The 19129-nt window shown below is 37.5% G+C and carries 17 protein-coding genes, 1 tRNA gene and 1 pseudogene; 13 read left to right on the top strand and 6 right to left on the bottom strand.

The genetic code is table 11. The annotated features are described in order from the left end of the window. Positions 1 to 107 precede the first annotated feature (107 nt). Entirely contained in the window at positions 108 to 398 is a 291-nt protein-coding gene (locus IGL31_RS07675) for a hypothetical protein (RefSeq protein WP_002295437.1), read from the top strand. Between the two features lie 271 nt (positions 399 to 669). Here IGL31_RS07675 and IGL31_RS07670 read toward each other — a convergent pair. Beyond that, positions 670 to 858: pseudogene (locus IGL31_RS07670) on the bottom strand (FosX/FosE/FosI family fosfomycin resistance thiol transferase); the annotation flags it as partial. Between the two features lie 1074 nt (positions 859 to 1932). Between IGL31_RS07670 and IGL31_RS07665 the strand changes: the two are divergent. Beyond that, entirely contained in the window at positions 1933 to 3303 is a 1371-nt protein-coding gene (locus IGL31_RS07665) for a DUF6056 family protein (protein ID WP_086300124.1), read from the top strand. 239 nt (positions 3304 to 3542) lie between these two features. Here IGL31_RS07665 and IGL31_RS07660 read toward each other — a convergent pair. Continuing rightward, positions 3543 to 3626 (bottom strand) — tRNA-Leu (locus IGL31_RS07660). Between the two features lie 54 nt (positions 3627 to 3680). On the opposite strand from IGL31_RS07660, the gene IGL31_RS07655 reads away from it, so the two are divergent. The 6 genes from IGL31_RS07655 (at position 3681) to IGL31_RS07630 (ending at position 9787) form a co-directional block, all read left to right on the top strand. Continuing rightward, positions 3681 to 3860, top strand: a complete 180-nt coding sequence (locus IGL31_RS07655; RefSeq protein WP_002303756.1) for a hypothetical protein — start codon at positions 3681 to 3683, stop codon at positions 3858 to 3860. 148 nt (positions 3861 to 4008) lie between these two features. Next, complete coding sequence (locus IGL31_RS07650; RefSeq protein WP_002303757.1) at positions 4009 to 5226, top strand: pyridoxal phosphate-dependent aminotransferase; 1218 nt, start codon at positions 4009 to 4011, stop codon at positions 5224 to 5226. A gap of 183 nt (positions 5227 to 5409) precedes the next feature. Next, positions 5410 to 6246: a helix-turn-helix domain-containing protein gene (locus IGL31_RS07645; protein WP_086300123.1), complete on the top strand. Its 837-nt coding sequence runs from the start codon at positions 5410 to 5412 to the stop codon at positions 6244 to 6246. 75 nt (positions 6247 to 6321) lie between these two features. After that, the gene (nagA, locus tag IGL31_RS07640) at positions 6322 to 7470 is read left to right on the top strand and encodes an N-acetylglucosamine-6-phosphate deacetylase (protein ID WP_002289803.1); all 1149 of its coding nucleotides are present in this window, start codon (positions 6322 to 6324) and stop codon (positions 7468 to 7470) included. Positions 7471 to 7747: 277 nt separating this feature from the next. Next, positions 7748 to 8749, top strand: coding sequence for an AEC family transporter (locus IGL31_RS07635; RefSeq protein ID WP_079291926.1), 1002 nt, complete (start codon positions 7748 to 7750; stop codon positions 8747 to 8749). 18 nt (positions 8750 to 8767) lie between these two features. Beyond that, positions 8768 to 9787 carry a 2-hydroxyacid dehydrogenase gene (locus IGL31_RS07630; protein WP_002289800.1) on the top strand — a complete coding sequence of 340 codons (1020 nt, stop codon included), beginning with the start codon at positions 8768 to 8770 and terminating at the stop codon, positions 9785 to 9787. A gap of 101 nt (positions 9788 to 9888) precedes the next feature. On the opposite strand, the gene IGL31_RS07625 is transcribed toward IGL31_RS07630, so the two are convergent. Then, positions 9889 to 10605 (bottom strand): response regulator, encoded by a 717-nt coding sequence (locus IGL31_RS07625; RefSeq protein WP_002324679.1) that lies wholly within the window; start codon positions 10603 to 10605, stop codon positions 9889 to 9891. Next, entirely contained in the window at positions 10574 to 12223 is a 1650-nt protein-coding gene (locus tag IGL31_RS07620; protein WP_010829694.1) for an ATP-binding protein, read from the bottom strand. Before IGL31_RS07620 ends, IGL31_RS07625 begins: the two co-directional genes overlap by 32 nt. Positions 12224 to 12397: 174 nt before the next feature. Between IGL31_RS07620 and IGL31_RS07615 the strand changes: the two genes are divergently transcribed. Next, complete coding sequence (locus IGL31_RS07615) at positions 12398 to 12922, top strand: NfeD family protein (RefSeq protein WP_002295447.1); 525 nt, start codon at positions 12398 to 12400, stop codon at positions 12920 to 12922. A 15-nt stretch (positions 12923 to 12937) separates the two neighbouring features. Next, positions 12938 to 14437, top strand: coding sequence for a flotillin family protein (locus IGL31_RS07610; protein WP_081156325.1), 1500 nt, complete (start codon positions 12938 to 12940; stop codon positions 14435 to 14437). An 87-nt stretch (positions 14438 to 14524) separates the two neighbouring features. Here IGL31_RS07610 and IGL31_RS07605 read toward each other — a convergent pair whose 3' ends face one another. Then, the gene (locus IGL31_RS07605; RefSeq protein ID WP_002295450.1) at positions 14525 to 15127 is read right to left on the bottom strand and encodes an FUSC family protein; all 603 of its coding nucleotides are present in this window, start codon (positions 15125 to 15127) and stop codon (positions 14525 to 14527) included. A gap of 104 nt (positions 15128 to 15231) precedes the next feature. On the opposite strand from IGL31_RS07605, the gene IGL31_RS07600 reads away from it, so the two are divergent. Further along, positions 15232 to 16188, top strand: a complete 957-nt coding sequence (locus IGL31_RS07600) for an aromatic acid exporter family protein (RefSeq protein ID WP_002295453.1) — start codon at positions 15232 to 15234, stop codon at positions 16186 to 16188. Between the two features lie 427 nt (positions 16189 to 16615). Here the strand turns inward: IGL31_RS07600 and IGL31_RS07595 are convergent, their stop codons facing one another. Continuing rightward, complete coding sequence (locus IGL31_RS07595; protein WP_002297120.1) at positions 16616 to 17572, bottom strand: Gfo/Idh/MocA family protein; 957 nt, start codon at positions 17570 to 17572, stop codon at positions 16616 to 16618. A 173-nt stretch (positions 17573 to 17745) separates the two neighbouring features. Between IGL31_RS07595 and IGL31_RS07590 the strand changes: the two genes are divergently transcribed. Together IGL31_RS07590 and IGL31_RS07585 are read left to right on the top strand one after the other, a co-directional pair. Then, positions 17746 to 18306, top strand: coding sequence for a hypothetical protein (locus IGL31_RS07590; protein WP_002295457.1), 561 nt, complete (start codon positions 17746 to 17748; stop codon positions 18304 to 18306). Continuing rightward, positions 18299 to 19123: a M15 family metallopeptidase gene (locus IGL31_RS07585; protein WP_086300122.1), complete on the top strand. Its 825-nt coding sequence runs from the start codon at positions 18299 to 18301 to the stop codon at positions 19121 to 19123. The genes IGL31_RS07590 and IGL31_RS07585 overlap by 8 nt, the downstream gene beginning before the upstream one ends. Positions 19124 to 19129: the final 6 nt, after the last annotated feature.

The following is a 19129-nucleotide window of genomic DNA, read 5'->3' as shown; positions in this document are numbered from 1 at the left end:
CAATATGATTTTAAGAAAGGTAATAGACAAAAAGTCAAAAAGATAAAACAGAGTTTCTTCTTTACAAAGGGAATGTATGTTCGTATAATGGTATTGAGGTGAAGGTTATGGAGAAAAAATATGGAACAGTAGATAAGATCCGTACTTTGCAAGTCAGTGCCAGACCGTTGATCCGTTTCAGTTTAAATGGGGTCAATTGTTTGATTGCTTCCCATAGTTTGAACTTCCTAGCTGAAGTAGACGAAGGGATGAAGTTAGTCGTTACAGGTTATTATAATAATAGAAAGCAATTTGTTGTGAGATCCTATCATGTGTTAGGGAAACCCAAAATTGTGGTAGAATATGAGAAAAGTCTATACCCAAGAAAAAAGGTCCGACAAGATGAAAGAATAAACTAGAAAACAAGCGGCTGAGACAAAAATGTCCTAGCCGCTTGTTTTGGAAAGATGGATGCAGACGATGGGATTTGAACCCACACGAGCATACGCTCACAAGAACCTCAATCTATATATAACTACATGTATTTAAGTATTTGTGATGAATCACTAAACTTTACAAACTCATTTGAGGGATATTGCTTAAAGATTGAACAGATCAATTCGAAGTCCTATTAGTATTCGCTCAATGGGGGGATCAGAGGCCATAAAAAGAGACTAGTCATTACTAGTCTCAGGTAGTGGAATTGTAGGATTTTAAACGTTCCTGGAGAGTACCGGTATGTAACTCGAAGAGGTGATTATCATAGTCGTAAAAGTAAATTGAAGAAGCCTCGCCTTTCACACGAGAACGTCCTGGTTCGACAGTTAAACCTAACATTTGGATTTTTGAGACAAACGAATCTATATCTTGTTCGTCAATTTCTTTTGCATCAAATAAGGTATTTAACAATACAGAAGTTTTATTTAAGTCTTTAACAATTAACGTAATATGAGAAATTTCCATACCAAACCTCCTCTTTTTATCGATTCTAACATAGGGTCAATTTGATAGAAAGCTTTTAATTTTATTGTTTTAAAAGTTATTTCAAAAGAAAAATATGGAAGCAGAATGAGCGTTCAAGACAGTATTTCATCTATATGATCTAAGAGATAAATCGCTTAAAAAGTGTATTTCAAGAAGTGAAAAGAAGCCATTTCTTAATTCATAAGTGAGAAAAATATAGCATTATATCTATCCGCAACAGGCGTCAATCTTGAAATTAAACGATTAAAAAAGCAAAATAACCGACTGCAAAAAATAGAGCGTTGTGGCGAAAGGAGTGTACGTAAACTACCTGTATATAAGTTGCAGTTATATATTAGATCACTCGTTGAATGGTTTTTTATGTCGTATAAATGGCTTAATAACGTGCCTACTGACAGGGCATTATGGCTGTAATCTTACTTTGCAGTTCCTGCAGCAATCACTGCTCAAATGCAAGACTACTTTATTCACAGTTTAAAAAATACTACGATAATCCCGCATTGAAACCTGATAGCAGTACTGAAGATCAGAGCCTTGATGATAAAGTATCAGCAAGCACGCTAACGCATCAAGGGAACGTTTATGGCAAACTAGATATTTCAAAAAAGTAATAGACAAAACAGTTCGTGTGGCTGGCTGGTTCTCGACAAACCACAAGGTGTAGTTGGAACTTATGTTTACGTACTTGTGATAGAACACGGAACACCTAAAGAATTAACGTGTATTTAATCTCAAGCGACTGCTCGGCAAGACATCAAAAAGGCATACGGAATCAATGTGGCGATGCAATCAGTCAAACGATGAAGGTGTAGTGAAGGATGTGCGATTTCTGATATTCATTTGACGATATATTCAGCCCACACATGAGGGGATACATATAAGTATTTAAAAGATAACTTTTAAGTTATCTTTAAGTAATGCTTAAAGCTATGTTATACTCTATTAGGAAATATAAGAAGGAGTATAAAAATGAACAAACATAATAGAAAAATAACGAATAACAAAGAACTGATCTTGTTACTAATAGGGATTTGGGGTATCTTTTTACTCTTTAATATGTATATGCCGACTATGAGAGCGGATGACGTAGTTTATGCAAGTAGATTAGATGAACTTGGCTATTTGGGTGCTTCGATAGAACATTATAAGACATGGAGTTCAAGAATTATTATAGAACTATTCTTAATGTTCTTTTCTAAACACTTTATGCTATGGAAATTATTAAATTCTACGATTATGTTAGGAATTGTAGTATTACTTTGCAAGTATGTTTTTGAGAAAATAAATGTTAAAAATTTATTATTGGTTTGCTCTATATACTGTTTAATACCATTGACAGTAATGGGGGAAACCGGTTGGAGAGCAACCACCTTGAACTATCAGTGGCCAGTAGCATTTAGTTTACTAACTTTTTATCCGTTTTTTCAACTCTTAAGAGGAGAAGAAATAAATAGAAAAATATATTGGGTAAGTATTCCTTTATTGATATTTTTAACTAATCAAGAACAAGTCAACGCCTGTTTTTTTGTTCTAACAAGTATAGTTAGTTTATATTTGATTGTCAATGGACGATATAATTATAAGTTATCAGTATTTTCAATAATAAGCTTAGCAGAATTAATTTTCTCTTTGACAACTCCAGGGAATGCATTACGTGCTACACATGAAATTAATAAATGGTTTCCTGAATATAAAAATTTCAACTTTCTTAATAAGTTAGATTTAGGTATTTCATCATTTGGAAAGCCGTTTTTTTTAGACATGAATATCTTATTTTTATTGCTATTTTTCTTAATTTTCCTTCTAACATATAGGAAATGTCAAAACTATTATGTGCGTATATTGACTGCATTACCGTTTTTCTTAAACCTGATTATTTATTTTGGTAATACAATGGGTCAAAGCTTTACTTACGTCAATGGAAATAAAAGGGCAATGATTTGGAGTAGTAGTAACCTGAATAATCTCTTTACAGAGTTAGGAACGAAACTGTCACTTTTTTATCCAGGTACTTGGATAGCTACTTTAGTAGTCTTGGCATTATTACTATGTTTAATTGTTGGAATTTATTTAAGTTTTGACAATAAGAAAACTTCTATTTTTTTAGTTATTTTGATGATAATGGGATTTTGTTCAAGGTTAATTATGGGATTTTCTCCCACAGTATGGGCTTCAGGAATGCGGACGTACTATATACTTTATGTTGTTATCGCCATCTTAGTACTAATGGCAGTTAAAGAGCTAATGAAAAGCATGAGTGTACAAAAAAATGAATTTATGCAATTTGGATTAACCGTGCTTGGTATTTGTACCTTTATAATAACGGTGATAAACAGATAATATACAAAAAATCCCTCGCTTTAGTATTAGGTGAGGGATTTTACTCGTTTTTCGATTAATTGTTTTAACACTTGCAAGTTTCTACGAGTAGCTTGTTTCCGACCTTCATATACTCACCTCAGGCTGTTTACATGATTGTACGTTCTTTTTGTAAAGGATACAGTGATATGTATATAATGGCATAAAGAAACGTTCAAACAAAAAAACTCGTGAAGCAAAATTAACTTCACGAGTTGTAGTGCAGATGATGGGACTCGAACCCACACGAGCTAACGCTCACATGACCCTCAATCATGCTTGTCTGCCAATTCCAACACATCTGCGTAATAATAACACACTAATGATAGCGAGGTTTTACATAGTTGTCAAGCTCAAAAATGGGAGGACTTATTAAGATGGAGAAATATGACGGAGAATTTTCAGGACTGGGAATGATCTTAGGTGTATTGATTGGACTTGCATTCGGACGTTTTTTGCTTGGTTTTATGCTAGGAATCATTTGTGGAATTGCAATGGATTGGGCAGCGAATCTATGGAATGACTATCATGACAATTAAGTTCTCAACGCTTGTTTGTGTTTTTTTAATACTTACGTTTTTCCTAAATAAGTGGCAAAATTTTCTAGGATGGAGTATGATATTGAAATAGTAAATAACAAAAAATTTGGAAAGTTCTAACTTTTTGAAATGAGGGATTGGCTAAGTGATGAGAGAATTTGAAAAATCCAACAAATTAGAAGGTGTCAGTTACGATGTTCGCGGTCCCGTTCTAGAAGAAGCGGAGCGGATGCAAGAAGAGGGCATTAGTATTTTAAAATTGAACACGGGAAATCCCGCACCTTTTGGATTTGAAGCACCAAACGAAGTCATTCGTGATTTGATCATGAATGCCCGTGACTCAGAAGGCTACTCAGATTCCAAGGGGATCTTTTCTGCTAGAAAAGCAATTGAGCAATATTGCCAACTGAAACATTTTCCGAATGTGACGATCAATGATATCTACACCGGCAACGGAGTGAGCGAATTGATCACGATGTGTATGCAGGGGTTGCTGGACAATGGAGATGAAGTACTGGTTCCAATGCCGGACTATCCGTTGTGGACGGCTTCTATTGCATTAGCTGGAGGCACACCTGTTCATTATATTTGCGATGAAGAGGCAGAATGGTATCCTGATATTGATGATATCAAATCAAAAATAACGAGTCGGACAAAAGCTATTGTTATCATTAATCCTAATAATCCTACTGGGGCACTTTATCCAAAAGAATTATTAGAAGAAATCGTTGAAGTAGCTCGACAAAATAACCTGATTATTTATTCCGACGAAATCTATGATCGCTTAGTGATGGATGGTCTAGAACATATTCCGATTGCTACATTAGCGCCTGATTTGTTCGTTGTTACGCTGAACGGTCTATCCAAATCTCATCGTGTAGCAGGATTTCGAGTAGGCTGGATGGTCCTAAGTGGAGATAAGTCACACGTCAAAGGCTATATAGAAGGGCTGAATATGTTGTCCTCCATGCGTTTGTGTTCCAATGTATTGTCTCAGCAAATTATCCAAACCGCGCTAGGCGGTTATCAAAGTGTCGATGAGCTGCTCCTGCCAGGCGGAAGGATCTATGAACAAAGAGAATATATCTATAATGCAATCAATGATATTCCTGGTCTTTCAGCCGTAAAACCAAAAGCTGCTTTTTATATATTCCCAAAAATTGATACAAAGCGATTCAATATTTTGGATGATGAAAAATTCGTTTTGGACTTTTTACATGAACATCATATTCTACTTGTACATGGTGGTGGATTTAATTGGAACCAGCCAGATCATTTTCGAATCGTTTATCTTCCTAAAATGGATGATTTGAAACAAACAGCTAAGAAAATGAGAGAATTCCTAGCAACCTATCGCCAAAAATGATTTTAAAAACCAAATTTTTCAGTAGGAGGGCCACAGACAAACACACTGAGGCTCTCTTTCTAGTGGAGTTTTCTTAAATAACTAAAGTATATTATTTAGTTGCAAGTCTTTTCTTGAAGTTTGCGACTTCCTAAAGTAAAATACGAATAGAATGCGAATACGCATATTTTGGGGAGGATACTTATGGAAACGTTAATCGAGTCCTTTGGAACGATCATTAAAGAGATTCGAAAAGAACAAAAAATGACGCAAAAAATGCTTTCGCAAGATATTTGTTCACAAAGTGTATTAAGTCGGATCGAAAATAATGAGGAACTGCCGAATGTATTGGTGATGATGCAGATTTGTCAACGGCTAGGGGTAACGATTGATCATGTGATGAATCTCTCTCGAAAAACTACTCGGACAAACGATAAATTATTTGAACTGTTGGATAGTTGTTTCCAAAAACGTGATTATCGGAAGTTAGAACAAGTACTAAAATCTTCTGATATTTCTGAAAATCTGTATCAAGCAACTGACTTTCAACGCTATTATTATTATCTCGGTGTTTGCGAATTCACGTTGCGTCAAAATATCTCTCAGTCCCTTTATTATTTGAAAGAAGCATTAAGCTACTCTAGCCAAAAAGAAAGAAACCATGTTTCTGACACAGAAATACAACTGATTAGTTGTATCGGAAAAATATATGGTGTGGCAGGAAAAACGGCTGAAGCACGCTACTATTTGAGTCGAAGCATCCAACTGCTGCATCAATCAGCTGATGAACGATCAAAAAGTGAATTTTCGCAAATTTTTTATAATTATGGAAATTTCTTATTCCATCAAAATGAAATCGACGAAGCGTTAGAACAGGTGAATCAAGGAATCTATTGGGCTCAAGAGAAGAATAGCTACTATTACCTCAATGATTTATTTGTGCTTAAAAGCTTAATATACAAGCGTAAAGAAGAACCAGAAAGAGCAGCATTCTATGAAGGCTTAGCACAAGCTGTGAAACAAATTTCAAAAAATTTGTAAATGGTGTAGACCATTCTTGACTTCTTCTCTAAATAAGAGTACTTTAGAGGTAGAAAAACAAAGGGAGAGAATAGAATGAGAACTTTTATCTATGCTGACAAATTCTTTTTAGCGTCAGGTGTCAAACATGCAGGCTATCTTGAAATTACCGATGGACTTTTTGGTGAATACACCAAAGAACTACCTGAGGGAGAAGTCAACATCATTGACCAAAGCGGCAAATGGATTGCTCCTGGTTTGGTAGATACACATATTCACGGCTATATGAATCATGATGTAATGGATAATGATGCAGAAGGCATCAAAGTGATGTCTGAAGGTCTGTTATCTTGTGGAGTGACTTCATTTTTACCAACAACATTGACGTCAAGCAAAGAACGTTTAAAAGATGTAGCTGAGACAATCGGCAAAATGTATCAGGAAGCACCAGGAGCTAAAATCAAAGGAATCTATTTTGAAGGTCCTTTCTTCACGGAAGAACACAAAGGCGCACAAAACCCAAGTTACTTTGGTGATCCTGATTTGGATACTTTCCATGAATGGCAAGAAGCTTCAGGCGGTTTGATCAAAAAGATTGCTTTAGCACCAGAACGTCAAGGTGTGGAAGAGTTTGTCAAACAAGTGACTGAAGAAGGAGTAGTTGTTTCTCTAGGACACAGTAATGCTACACTAGAAGAAGCGCAAAAAGCTGTTGAAGCAGGCGCAAGTGTATTTGTCCATGCTTTCAATGGTATGCGTGGATTGAATCATCGCGAACCAGGTATGGTGGGTGCGTTATTATCTTTAGAACATGTCTTTTCTGAATTGATTTGTGATGGCCATCATGTACATCCAAATGCTGCGGGAATCCTAATGGAAAAAGCAGGACATGATCATGTCGCATTAATTACAGACTGTATGATGGCCGGTGGGATGCCTGATGGAAATTACAATTTAGGTGAATTTCCGGTAGTAGTAAAAGAAGGAACAGCACGTCTAGAATCTGGCAACTTAGCTGGAAGTATCTTGAAATTGAAAGAAGCAATTAAAAATGTTGTAGACTGGGGATTAGCAACACCAGAACAAGCAGTCATGATGGCTAGTCTGATTCCAGCAATCAGCTGTAAAATCGATGATACATGTGGAAAAATCGCTCAAGGACGCGATGCAGACTTTATCGTATTGAACCCTGATATGACATTGGAAGCAACTTATCTAGATGGCGTGGAACGTTTCCACGCATAATATAATTTAAGTTAACCTTAAAACTAAACTTCTTAAGTTTGGTTTTAAGGTTTTTTTTGTGTTCTAGTAAAAATCACTTTACATAAGTTTCAAAAGTTTCTTTAATTTCCTATTGTTCAATAAGTAACAATGTAAAGATAAAATTAAAAATGTTAATACGTATTAGCAAAATAAAAGCGTTTTTTATTGTGAATAAATGAACATAATTAGGAGGAGAAAGATGAACTTATTTGACATTTTTCGATCGACTTTGACAGATATGTCGATTGTCAGTGCAATCACTTCAACAGTTTTTATTATATTATTAGGGTTTGTTTGTAGAAAAAAGGGGATTTTTTCTGAATCTGTTGGAAAAATTCTATCGAAAGTCGTCTTAACAGTGGCTTTGCCAGCACTGGCATTTCGAGCTTTCATGCAAGATATCAATACAGAATTACTGATGCAAGGAATCAATGTCTTGATTTGGGGATTAGTTATTTATATTATTCTTATTCTAGTTTCAAAACCTTTTTTCTTAAGCTATAAAGGGGATAAGCAAACAACGTTGCGTGTCCTGACGATCTTTGGTTCTACGACCTTTTTCGGAACGCCTATCGTCAGTGCGATTTATGGTCCTGTCGGCGTGATGTATTCCTCAATTTTCAATATTGGCTACCGAATCTTTTTGTATTCTTATGGATACATAAAAATGAGTGGCTTGAAGATGGAAGCTAAAAATATCAAAGCGATGTTCGTCAATCCAATCATTATCGCTACTTTTGCCGGCCTTTTCATTTGGCTGTTCCAAGGGTATCTGCCACAAGTGTCAGTTACAGGTGCAGAAGGAGAGATAAGCCAAGTAGCGTTTTTGCGAATTGACCAGACTGCACCGTGGCTATTTCAGCCGATGGATTATTTAGCTGGTTTAAGTTCACCATTGGCGTGGCTAGCAATCGGCGCAACATTAGGTGAAGTAAGCTTCAAAAAAGCTGCATCTGAAAAAACTTCATGGTATTACAGTCTAGTCAAAGTGGTATTTGTACCTGCATTGAATATCGTGATTCTAGCAGTTTTGACGGCAACGAATATTCTACCAGTCAATTTTGAAGCACTGGCAACAATCGTTATCATGATGGCTACACCAGCTGCAACAGTGGCAGCAGCCTATGCTATCAGTTTTGATAGGGAGGCACTTTTAGCCTCCAATGCATCCTTACTGTCAACTATTTTTGCTGTGGTACTGACACCTGTATGGATCGTTGTATTACAAATGATTCATGGCATAGGTTTATTTTCATAAGAAATGGAGGAAGAAAGTATGAGAATCGCATGTTACGGTGTTCGTCCGAACGAGATAGATTTTTTTGAAAAATTGAATATTTACCATTATGATCTCAGTCTTTATGAAGAACTGTTGACACATGACAATATCGTGTCAGCAAAGGACCATGATGCTGTATTGTTGAGGGGAAATTGTATAGCAGATGAGACCAATCTTGCAAAAATGCAGGAATATGGGATTCGTTATGTTTTTACACGGACTGTGGGAGTCAATCATATCGATCTACAAGCGGCAGCTGATTTTGGTATGACAGTAGCCCGTGTACCATCGTATTCGCCAAATGCGATAGCAGAGTTATCTTTGACTTTTGCCATGATGCTTTTGAGAAATACTGCGTATACGACGATCCGAACATCTTTCAAAGATTTTCGAGTGGATGAGCAAATGTTTAGTCGTGAAATCAGAAATTGCACAGTAGGGATCATAGGAACAGGCAGGATAGGGTTGACGGAAGCTGTTTTGTTTAAGGGACTAGGAGCCAAAGTGATCGGCTACGATATTCATCAGACAGAAGCTGCTAAAAAAGTATTGACGTTCCACTCGCTTGAAGAGTTATTAGCCAAAAGCGATATTGTCAGTATTCATGTACCTCATATCCCAGGTGAAAACGATCAAATGATCAATGAAGGATTTTTAGCTCAAATGAAAAAAGGCAGCATCTTGATTAATACAGCCCGTGGAGAGCTTCAAGATAATGAAGCTATTTTAAGAGCTTTGAAAAGCAATCATTTAGCTGGTTTTGCAACCGATGTTTTTGCAAATGAAACAGAGGTTTTTTTCCGATCCTTCAAGCCATGGGAGACGATTCCAGACCCTGCTATCCAGCAATTAGTAGAAATGTACCCTAGAGTTCTTGTAACCCCGCATGTAGGTTCAAATACAGATGAGGCATTATCAAATATGATTTCGACAAGTTTCGAGAACTTTCGTGAAATAATAGAAACTGGAAAAACGAAAAATGAGGTATCTCTTCCTAAAGCCCGTCAATTAAGATAAGAAAACATGGATATTCGTCAATAAAATGTTTAAAAATAGTCCAAGTAAACAGTTGTTACTTCTGTATACTTGGACTATTTTGTATGGGATAATTCGATGACTCAACAGTAATCTGTGAGCTTTTTCCGTCCATTATTTGTCAATTCATAACAGGTTAGCGGCCGGCCGATTTCCAAATATTTGATTCTTTCGTTCAATATATCTTGTTCTACTAAAAAATTCAAATATTTCTTGACGGATATACGTGACAGTGAGCTTTTTTGAGCCAGTTCTTTTGTTGAAAAAATAGTATCTTCTTTTAGAATAAATGCACTTATTTTTTTTAAAGTCAGTTTTGACAGACCTTTAGGCAAATCGATGAATGATGGTATTTCGTGAATGGGAGTGGTGTGGTTGAATACTTGATCGATCAATTTCTGATCGGCTTTTTCAGTCGTTTGGATTGTCTGAGAGAAAGCAAGATACTTTTCGATCGCCAGCTGAAAACGTTGCAAAGTGAACGGTTTGATCAAATAATCTAAGGCACCGTAGCGGATCACATTCTTTATGGTTTCGATATCATCTGCAGCAGTGATCAAAATCACTGGGATATCATTTCCTTGCTGTCTAAGCCAAGATAAAAAATGGATACCACTTTCGCCAGGCATGTATACATCAAGCAGCAGCAGATCTGCGTTTTTTTGTCTGAAATATTTTTTTCCTTCTTCTACATTTCTGAAACTTTCGATTACGTTCATATTAGGGATACTTTCCACAAAAGTACGATTCAATTCTGCAACCATTGGATCATCTTCGATTATCAGGACATTTGTCATCATTTTGATCTTCCTTTTTTGGTAATTCTAGATAGACGATTGTACCACCATTTGTTTGTTTGGAAAATTCTAAAAATCCACCGTGGCGTTTGACGATTGAATGGATGAGATTCAATCCAAACCCACGATTGATTCCCTTCGTCGAAAAACCTAGCGTAAATATTTTTTCTGAGATTTCTTCTGATATTCCGACACCGTCATCGCAGACGGTCACGATGAATACTTCAGCTTCTGTGTCATAGTTTAAATGAATCCGGACCTGTCCGTTTCTTTCATGTTTTTGTAGCACGGCTTCTTTTGCATTATCAAGTAAGTTCCCTAACACTTGCAAAAGTGAATGGATGGAGTCATCCATCTCCATTTTAGGGATAAAAGAATCGCTTTCTAACAGCATTTCAACAGATTGTTCTTTGGCTTCGTTTATTTTGCCTAATAAAAAACCGGCAATTGCAGGTACTTTGATCAGACTTGAGACTTGGCCAATCTCTTTTTTATAATTTTGATTTAGCTGCTGGATAAAATGGGTGACTTCTTCATACTTCTTCAAATCAATCAAACCAGAAATGACATGAAGTTTATTCATGAATTCATGGGTTTGAGCTCTCATGGAGTTTATATATTGTTTCGTCCCCCCAAGCTCCTCCATTAATTTCATTACTTCCGATCGGTTCCGCAAAGTTGCGACTGCTCCTAAAAACCGGTCATTGCTAAAAAGAGGTGTAACGCTAGAAATAGTTTCTATCCCATTTAAATACATGGATTGAGTGCGAACGGTCGTTTGATGCTCAATCGTCTCTTTAAACAAAACGTCATATAGATTATCACTGATTTTTTTTCCTACTTCGAAATCCAGTAGCTGCTCTGTTTGGTAGAAAATGTTTTTTGCAGGTGTATTGATCAAGAGGATAGTTTTATCAGAAGAGATGGCTAAGATTCCTTCATCTACTTCATTTTCGATAATCGTTTTTTCACTTAACTGTTCTGCTATTTCTTGTGGTTCAAGTCCAAGCAGTACTTTTTTCATTTTTTGGGCAAGAAAAACGGCGCCTATGATGCCTACGCTAAGTCCAATAATCAATGAAAAAACAATCATTTTTTGTCCATCTTTGACTTGATTGTCAATCGTGTTGTTTGTTAAGCCAACACAAACTGCACCAATAATCTCTTGATCATAATAAATAGGGACGAAATAGCGGAAGCCGAACCCTAACATTCCTTCTTTTTCAGAGAAAAATTCTTGTCCTCCAATCACTTTTTTCACATCTTCATGACTTGAGAAAGGAAGACCGATGTAACTTGGGTCTGCGTGAGAATATCGAATGCCTTCAGGGTCCATGACAACGATAAAATCTAAATTCGATGCAATCATGATTTCATTTGTTATTCCTTGAATCGCATGTGTCGGGTCACCAGTCTGCAGCTTTTTTTGGATGAGTTTATCATTGGCAACGATTTTAGCAATGCTAGAGATTCTATCTGACACACTAGATCGGTTCATCGAAAGAATAAAATTCCTGATCAATATGGCAGAAACAATCAAAGAAACGAATGTGGAGAAACAAACGACAAGGATGATCGTGTTCTGGAGCTTTAATGGTTTTTTCTTAAAAAAAGGAAACATAGGCTACCTCGAAAGAATTTATTGTGAAAATTTTAACATGAAAACAAAAATTTAACAAATTGTCAACGATAAACACAACCTTCCTATAAAAAACACCACTGAGTCGGTAAAAGAAGCTATACAGAATTTTCAAACATTGGTATGATAGACGTAGAAATGGAAGGAGGCGTGTATATGATAGGGGGAATCGCACTTGAGACGATTTATTGGTATACATTGCTGATTTGTGCAGGATTGGCAGTCCTATTGATTATTTTTGGAGATGTATTCGATTTTGATGGCCCGCTTGATCCGATGCTTATTATCCCTTGGTTAACTTTCACAAGCTTATTTGGTTTTCTAGGTGAGCGTTTAACAGATCAATCATCTTTATTTTTATTTATTGCTAGTGGAGGCATATCGATAGTGTTGGTATTTTTGCTTAATTTCTATATATTGATGCCGATGAAACATGCCGAATCAACGATGTCGTCTTCTGAAAAAACTCTGGAAGGACAAGTAGCTGTTGTGATCACACCGATCCCTGTACGAGGTATGGGAGAAATTCAGTTGAAAAGTGTTACCGGTTCCATTAGTCGTCCAGCTTGTTTTTACAGCCCCCAAGAACAGACAGCTGAGCGGGGAACGAAAGTATTGATCATTGAGATCAAGGAAAGAATCTGTTATGTCATGCCTTATGAAAGCATGATAAAAGCTTAAAGGAGCGTGTGTTAAATGGAAATACCAGTTGTTTTTATCGCGATCGCAATTGCAGCTTTGATTTTACTGATGTTGCTGATCGTCTTTGTAGCGAAGTACCAGACAGCAAAACCGGATGAAGCGTTGATCATCAGTGGAAGTTATTTAGGAAGCAAAAATGTGCACATTGATGAAAGCAATAACAAAATCAAAATTGTGCGTGGAGGTGGCGCATTCGTCTTGCCGGTTTTTCAACGTTCGAATCGGATCAGTCTATTATCGAGTAAATTGGACGTCTCCACCCCTGAAGTGTATACGGAGCAAGGCGTACCGGTGATGTGTGATGGTACTTCGATCATCAAAATCGGTTCATCTGTAGAAGAGATTGCTACAGCAGCAGAACAGTTTTTAGGCAAGACAAGAGAAGAACTGGAAAATGAAGCAAGAGAAGTATTAGAAGGACACTTGCGCTCGATTCTTGGTTCTATGACTGTAGAAGAAATCTATCAAAATCGCGATAAGTTCAGTCAAAGCGTACAAGAAGTCGCTTCTGTAGACCTTGCAAAAATGGGGTTGATCATCGTTTCTTTCACTATCAAAGAGGTCAGAGACAAAAACGGTTATCTTGACTCTTTAGGGAAACCAAGAATCGCCCAAGTCAAAAGAGATGCAGATATAGCAGAAGCGGAAGCTCTAAAAGAAACGCGTATCAAAAAAGCTCAAGCAGAAAAAGAATCACAAGCAGCTGAATTACAGCGACAAACAGAGATCGCAGAATCATTAAAAGAAAAAGAACTGAAATTAGCAACCTACAAACAAGAACAAGATGTTGCTAAAGCAAAAGCAGACCAAGCCTACAATTTAGAAAGTGCCCGAGCACAACAACAAGTAATCGAACAGGAAATGCAGATTAAAATCGTAGAACGTCAAAAACAAATCGAACTGGAAGAAAAAGAAATCACACGTCGTGAAAAGCAATATGATTCGGAAGTGAAGAAAAAAGCAGATGCCGATCGGTACGCTAAAGAACAAGAAGCACAAGCTCAAAAAGTCAAAGAAGTGACTGAAGCCGAAGCAGAACGATTCCGTGTGGAAGCACTGGCAGAAGCGGAAGCCAATAAGACACGTTTAGCTGGACAAGCAGAAGCCGAAGCAGCACTAGCAAAAGGAAAAGCCGAAGCCGAAGCAAAACAAAAGATCGCCAATGCCTTCAAGGAATATGGCGAAGCAGCTGTCTTGAGTATGGTTATCGATATGCTACCGCGATTGATGCGCGAAGCAGCACAGCCGCTAGGAAATATCGAAAAAATCTCTGTTGTCGATACAGGAAGCAGTTCAGGAGAAACCAGTGGAGCGAACCGAGTGACAAATTATGCCACAAATTTGCTTTCTTCTACTCAAGAAACACTAAAAGCGACAACAGGACTTGACTTGAAGGAAATCGTAGAGAATTTGTCGACACGTGGGACTACTAGCCAAGTAAATATGTATGAAGCGCCAAAAGAGGCAGAACAAAACTCGATGAATGAAGAATAAAGTAGTACACTTCACCGTTCAATCAAAAATGGAGGAAGACTTTTTAAAGTTCTTCTCTCCATTTTTTTATTTTATTGCAAAAGAAAATTAGTCCTCGCTATTTTTCTTTTGTTTTTGGATCTTAGCTTCTATCTCTTGTAAATTTGTTCTTAGCAATCGTTCTTTCTTTTGGAGTTCGACCAAATCTTCTGATAGTTCTTCCTTCTTTTCTGTTTCAGGAGGACGAAGAAAGAAATTGATACCGATTGCAATGAATGTCCCTATAAAAGTATCTAGTACACGTTGGATAGCATACAAAGCGGATTCGCCTTGAGGGATGCTCAACGCAATCAGCAACAACGTAGCGATTGCGGAAATGATACCGGAATTATTGTTAATACCATCTGACACGACGATCACAATAATAACTAGAATAGGAAGCAAGATCAATTCTACCAAAAAATCATTGTGAAAATAGCTTTTGACAAAAAAATAAATGATAGCTAATGTACCACCTAATGTATTGCCGATGATCCTAGACTTTCCAAAAGAAACGGTTGTAGTCAAGTCCTGACGCAAAGAAAAAACAGCAGATAATGCAGCAATCATCGGGATTCCTCGTTGAGTCAAATGAAAAAACAAGATACATAAAAAAACAGCTAAGGCACTTTTGATCGTACGCATACCTAGTCGAAAACGGCCAAATTGCATAGAGATTCTCCTTTTTGGTCTTTTTACTATCATACCTAAACTTTTGTCTGATAGCTAGTTTTTCATTATTCAAGTATAATTAAAATAAAAAAAGGGGGAAGTAAATGCGTATAGGAATGCGAACAGTCAAAACAGTGATCAGTGTCTTCTTTTCGATGGTCACAGCGGGTAGCTTATCGCTGTTGTATTGGCCAGCTGCAGGGATCATTGCATTATTAAGTGTAGGAAATACCAAGCGCTCTACATTGCGTACGGGCATGAATCGAATCGCAGCCTTTATATTAGCTACGGCAACAGCACTGTTCAGTTTTTTTGCTGTTGGGTATACTATTTTTGGCTTCAGTCTTTTTTTATTCCTGTTCATCCCGCTTGCCTCTCGCTTCAAATTAACCGAAGGGATCGTAGTAAATTCGGTTTTGGTCACTCATTATTTAGTGGAGGAAAACATGTCTTGGCAGCTGATCGGCAATGAAGCGGGATTAATGGCGATTGGATTAGTATTTGCTTTGCTTGCAAATGTTTACATGCCTGATCGTACGAAGCAGCTGAAGGAAAACCAAATACAGATCGAAAAAGAATTTCGAAATATTTTGAGACAAATGGCAGAATTTCTTTTATCAGAAAATAAAGAAGATGTGCAGATCAAATGCGAACATTTACTGACATTCATTCGCGAAAGCCAAGAAGATGCCAGAGAACATCAAGAAAACTACTGGCTCAGACAGCCGCTATACTACGAAACTTACTTCTCTATGAGAAGAGCACAGGCCAATGTGATTAAAGACATGCTGGAAAATCTAGAGAGAATCCAGCAACCAGCTTATTATGGAAAACATATCTATGGTTTATTGATTTATACTGCAGAAACATTTTCAGAGTCAAATGATGGCAGACAAATTTTAGCACGTATTGAAGAAGTTTATGTATTGTATCGGCAAATGCCTCTGCCGACTAGTCGCCCTGAATTCGAGGATCGAGCAGAATTGTTCCAGTTTTTGCAGTCTTTTAAAAGTTTTATTGAAATCAAGGCAGAATTCTCCCAACAAAAAATCCAAAAATAGAGGTTGTGAATTCAGCTAATATTCAGGTCAAAAAGCTGATTTCACAACCTCTTCCTTAAACGGTGTTCTCCTGCCAACTCCTCGGTCACAAGTTACAATATTCAACAAACATGAGAAGCTGTTTTTTGAAATTGCTCCTTGTGACTCGGAGCTGAACGGCAGGCTCACGACCTCTTCCTTAAACGGTGTTCTCCTGCCAACTCCTCGGTCACAAGTTACAATATTCAACAAACATGAGAAGCTGTTTTTTGAAATTGCTCCTTGTGACTCGGAGCTGAACGGCAGGCTCACGACCTCTTTCTTAAACGGTGTTCAAAAGCTTGCCTCTGCGGTAATAAGTCCAGCCAAACGAAAAATAGGAGGAGCTATTTTTGTTTGGCTGTTCTTATTACTTGATGCAGAACAGCTTTTTCACAACCTTTTAAAATTACATATTTTTCCATAGAACTTGCATTTGATCCAAGATTTCGATGACATCTTTTGTCAAGAAGAGAGAGCGATTGGGCAAGTCACCTTCAATCATGTGTACCATATTCTTTATTTCGTAATTCATTGCTTCAGATGTATTCCCGCTTTCGATGAATTCCTTTGTACCATCTGTAAATAAGATCTCCGCACGATCAGCACGCGGGTAATCTGCAATCGTCACATAACCGTTCTCAAAGGCAACGATACCGACTTTTGGCATTTTTGCCTGAAAAGTCAAGCTGACAGCAGCAAGTTCATTTTCTTTGTTACGCAAGATAGTGACGGATTGTTCGTCCACGCCTGTTTCAAAAGGAACCATTGTAGAGGCAACTACTTCAGGTTGAGAGCTCAAAAAGAAACGAGCGAAAGATACAGCATACGTACCGATATCCAACAGAGCTCCTCCAGCTAATTCTGGATTGAAGAACCGGTTTTTAGGGTCTGGTTCTTTGTAACTGCCGAAAGGTGCTTGGATCATTTTTAAAGCCCCCAGTTTTCCTGTATCCATTATTGAGCGTAACTGCTGATAAAGTGGCATGTTGAAGATTGTCATCGCTTCTGCTAAGATCAAATTCTTTTCTTCTGCTAAGCGCATAGCGTCAGCCAGTTCTTTTTTATTCATCGTGATGGCTTTTTCACATAGAACGTGTTTGCCTGCTTCCAATGCTGCCAAGATATGGTCGATATGCTGTCTATTTGGTACAGCAATGTACACGATGTCGATTTCAGCATCGTCTAACATTTCTTGATAGCTTCCGTAAGCTTTTGGAATGTTGTAACGGTGAGCGAAGTTTTCCGCTTTTTCTGAAGTTCTGGAAGCAACTGCTGTTAGTTCGCTCGTCTCTTGATTGAAGCTTTCGGCAAACTCATGTGCGATGGTACCGAGACCCACGATTCCCCATTGATATTTTTTCATCTGAAAACGCTCCTTCATAGTTGGATTGAGTTTCTTGTCTGTCTATTATTATAACAAAAATCACGAAGAATAAAGGGGAGAGGACTTGAAACATTAAAAAAAATGAAAGCAGCGATTTAAGAGGTGCTTTTTGATCAAAACTTAAGTAGAATAGTTAAAAGGAGGGGATAAACGTGCATCAAGTATATATTGATCTTATTATGAGTGTATTATTAGAACAGTTTGAAACTGAAAAAAATTTTTTAGATGAATACTTGCTGATCAGTCCAGAACAATGGCAAAAATGGAAAGATGGCGAGAAAAACCTGCCATCTGAAGCGATGCAGAAAGTAAAAAATCTTTTCACTGATTATGAATGGATGCTAACGCAAAAGATTTTGCGTCAAACGATTATTTTTCCCGAAAAACGAAACGTTGCCGTTGCAGAGTACAAGCAAATCAAAACACGCATCGCGCAAAAATGGCTTAGCAGCAAAGCAGCAAAAGTCGAGCTGATCCCTTTGAAAAATAATCAGCAGGCTGGTAGATACCTTGACTTGAAAGTAAGTATTCAATATGATGAATGGGGCTATGATGATATTTTGAATTTTCGTCTGCCAGCAGATGTTCAAAAACAGATCGAAGGAGAAAAAATCGAACTTCTCGATTGGGTGAATGAAAATCTGGAAGAAACTTACGTTCATGAGGCGAATGGGGAACGTGAAGAACAACGAAAGGATTTTTCAAGTGAATAAATTTTTAGGATTTGGAGCAGTTGTGATTATGATCGCAGCAATGGGCTATGTTATTTTTAGCGATGATGATTCGCATGTTCAAGCCGGCAATCAAGCAGTCGAACGAACAAGCACCAAAACAACTGCTAGTAAAGAAAAGAACAGTCAAATAACCAGCAGCAAGGTAAAGGACAAAGAAACAAAAGATAGTACGTCCAAACAATTGCCAGATGTTAAAACAGACGATTGGAAGCTAGTTTTGGTTGGTCCAGATCACAAATTAGAAAAAGAAATCGATGAGTCTACTCAATTGGCATCATTAAGTAACGGATACTTGATCGACAAACGCATTGCTCCAGAATATGAAGCATTTGCCAAGGCTGCTGAAGCAGCTGGATTTCCATTAGTGATGGTCTCAGCTTACCGGTCTGTATCATCCCAACAACAAGTTTTCGAACAAAATGTCCAAGATGTGATGAGTCGTCAAGGTGTATCAGAAGAGGAGGCGACAAAGATTACTAAAGAAACGATTACGGAGCCAGGATACAGCGAACACCACACAGGTCTGGCAGTCGATGTCGTCGATCAAAACTGGTACAACAGTTATCCTTCTACTGTATTGGATGCAAGTTACGGAGATCAGCCTGGAGCTAAATGGATCGCAGATAATGCTGCGCAGTATGGATTTATCGTTCGTTATCCAAAAGGACACGAAGATATAACTAAGATCACATATGAACCTTGGCACTTACGTTATGTCGGTAAAGAAAATGCTGAGTATATCACCAAACACCAATTGACGCTAGAAGAATATCTGAATGAATTAAATGAAAAGTAGGAATTG

The organism is Enterococcus sp. MSG3290, from assembly GCF_050555565.1.
In the GTDB taxonomy this organism is placed as follows: Bacteria; Bacillota; Bacilli; order Lactobacillales; family Enterococcaceae; genus Enterococcus_B; species Enterococcus_B faecium.
Note: the sequence above shows the minus strand (reverse complement) of the source record. Positions and strands in the feature narration are given on the sequence as shown.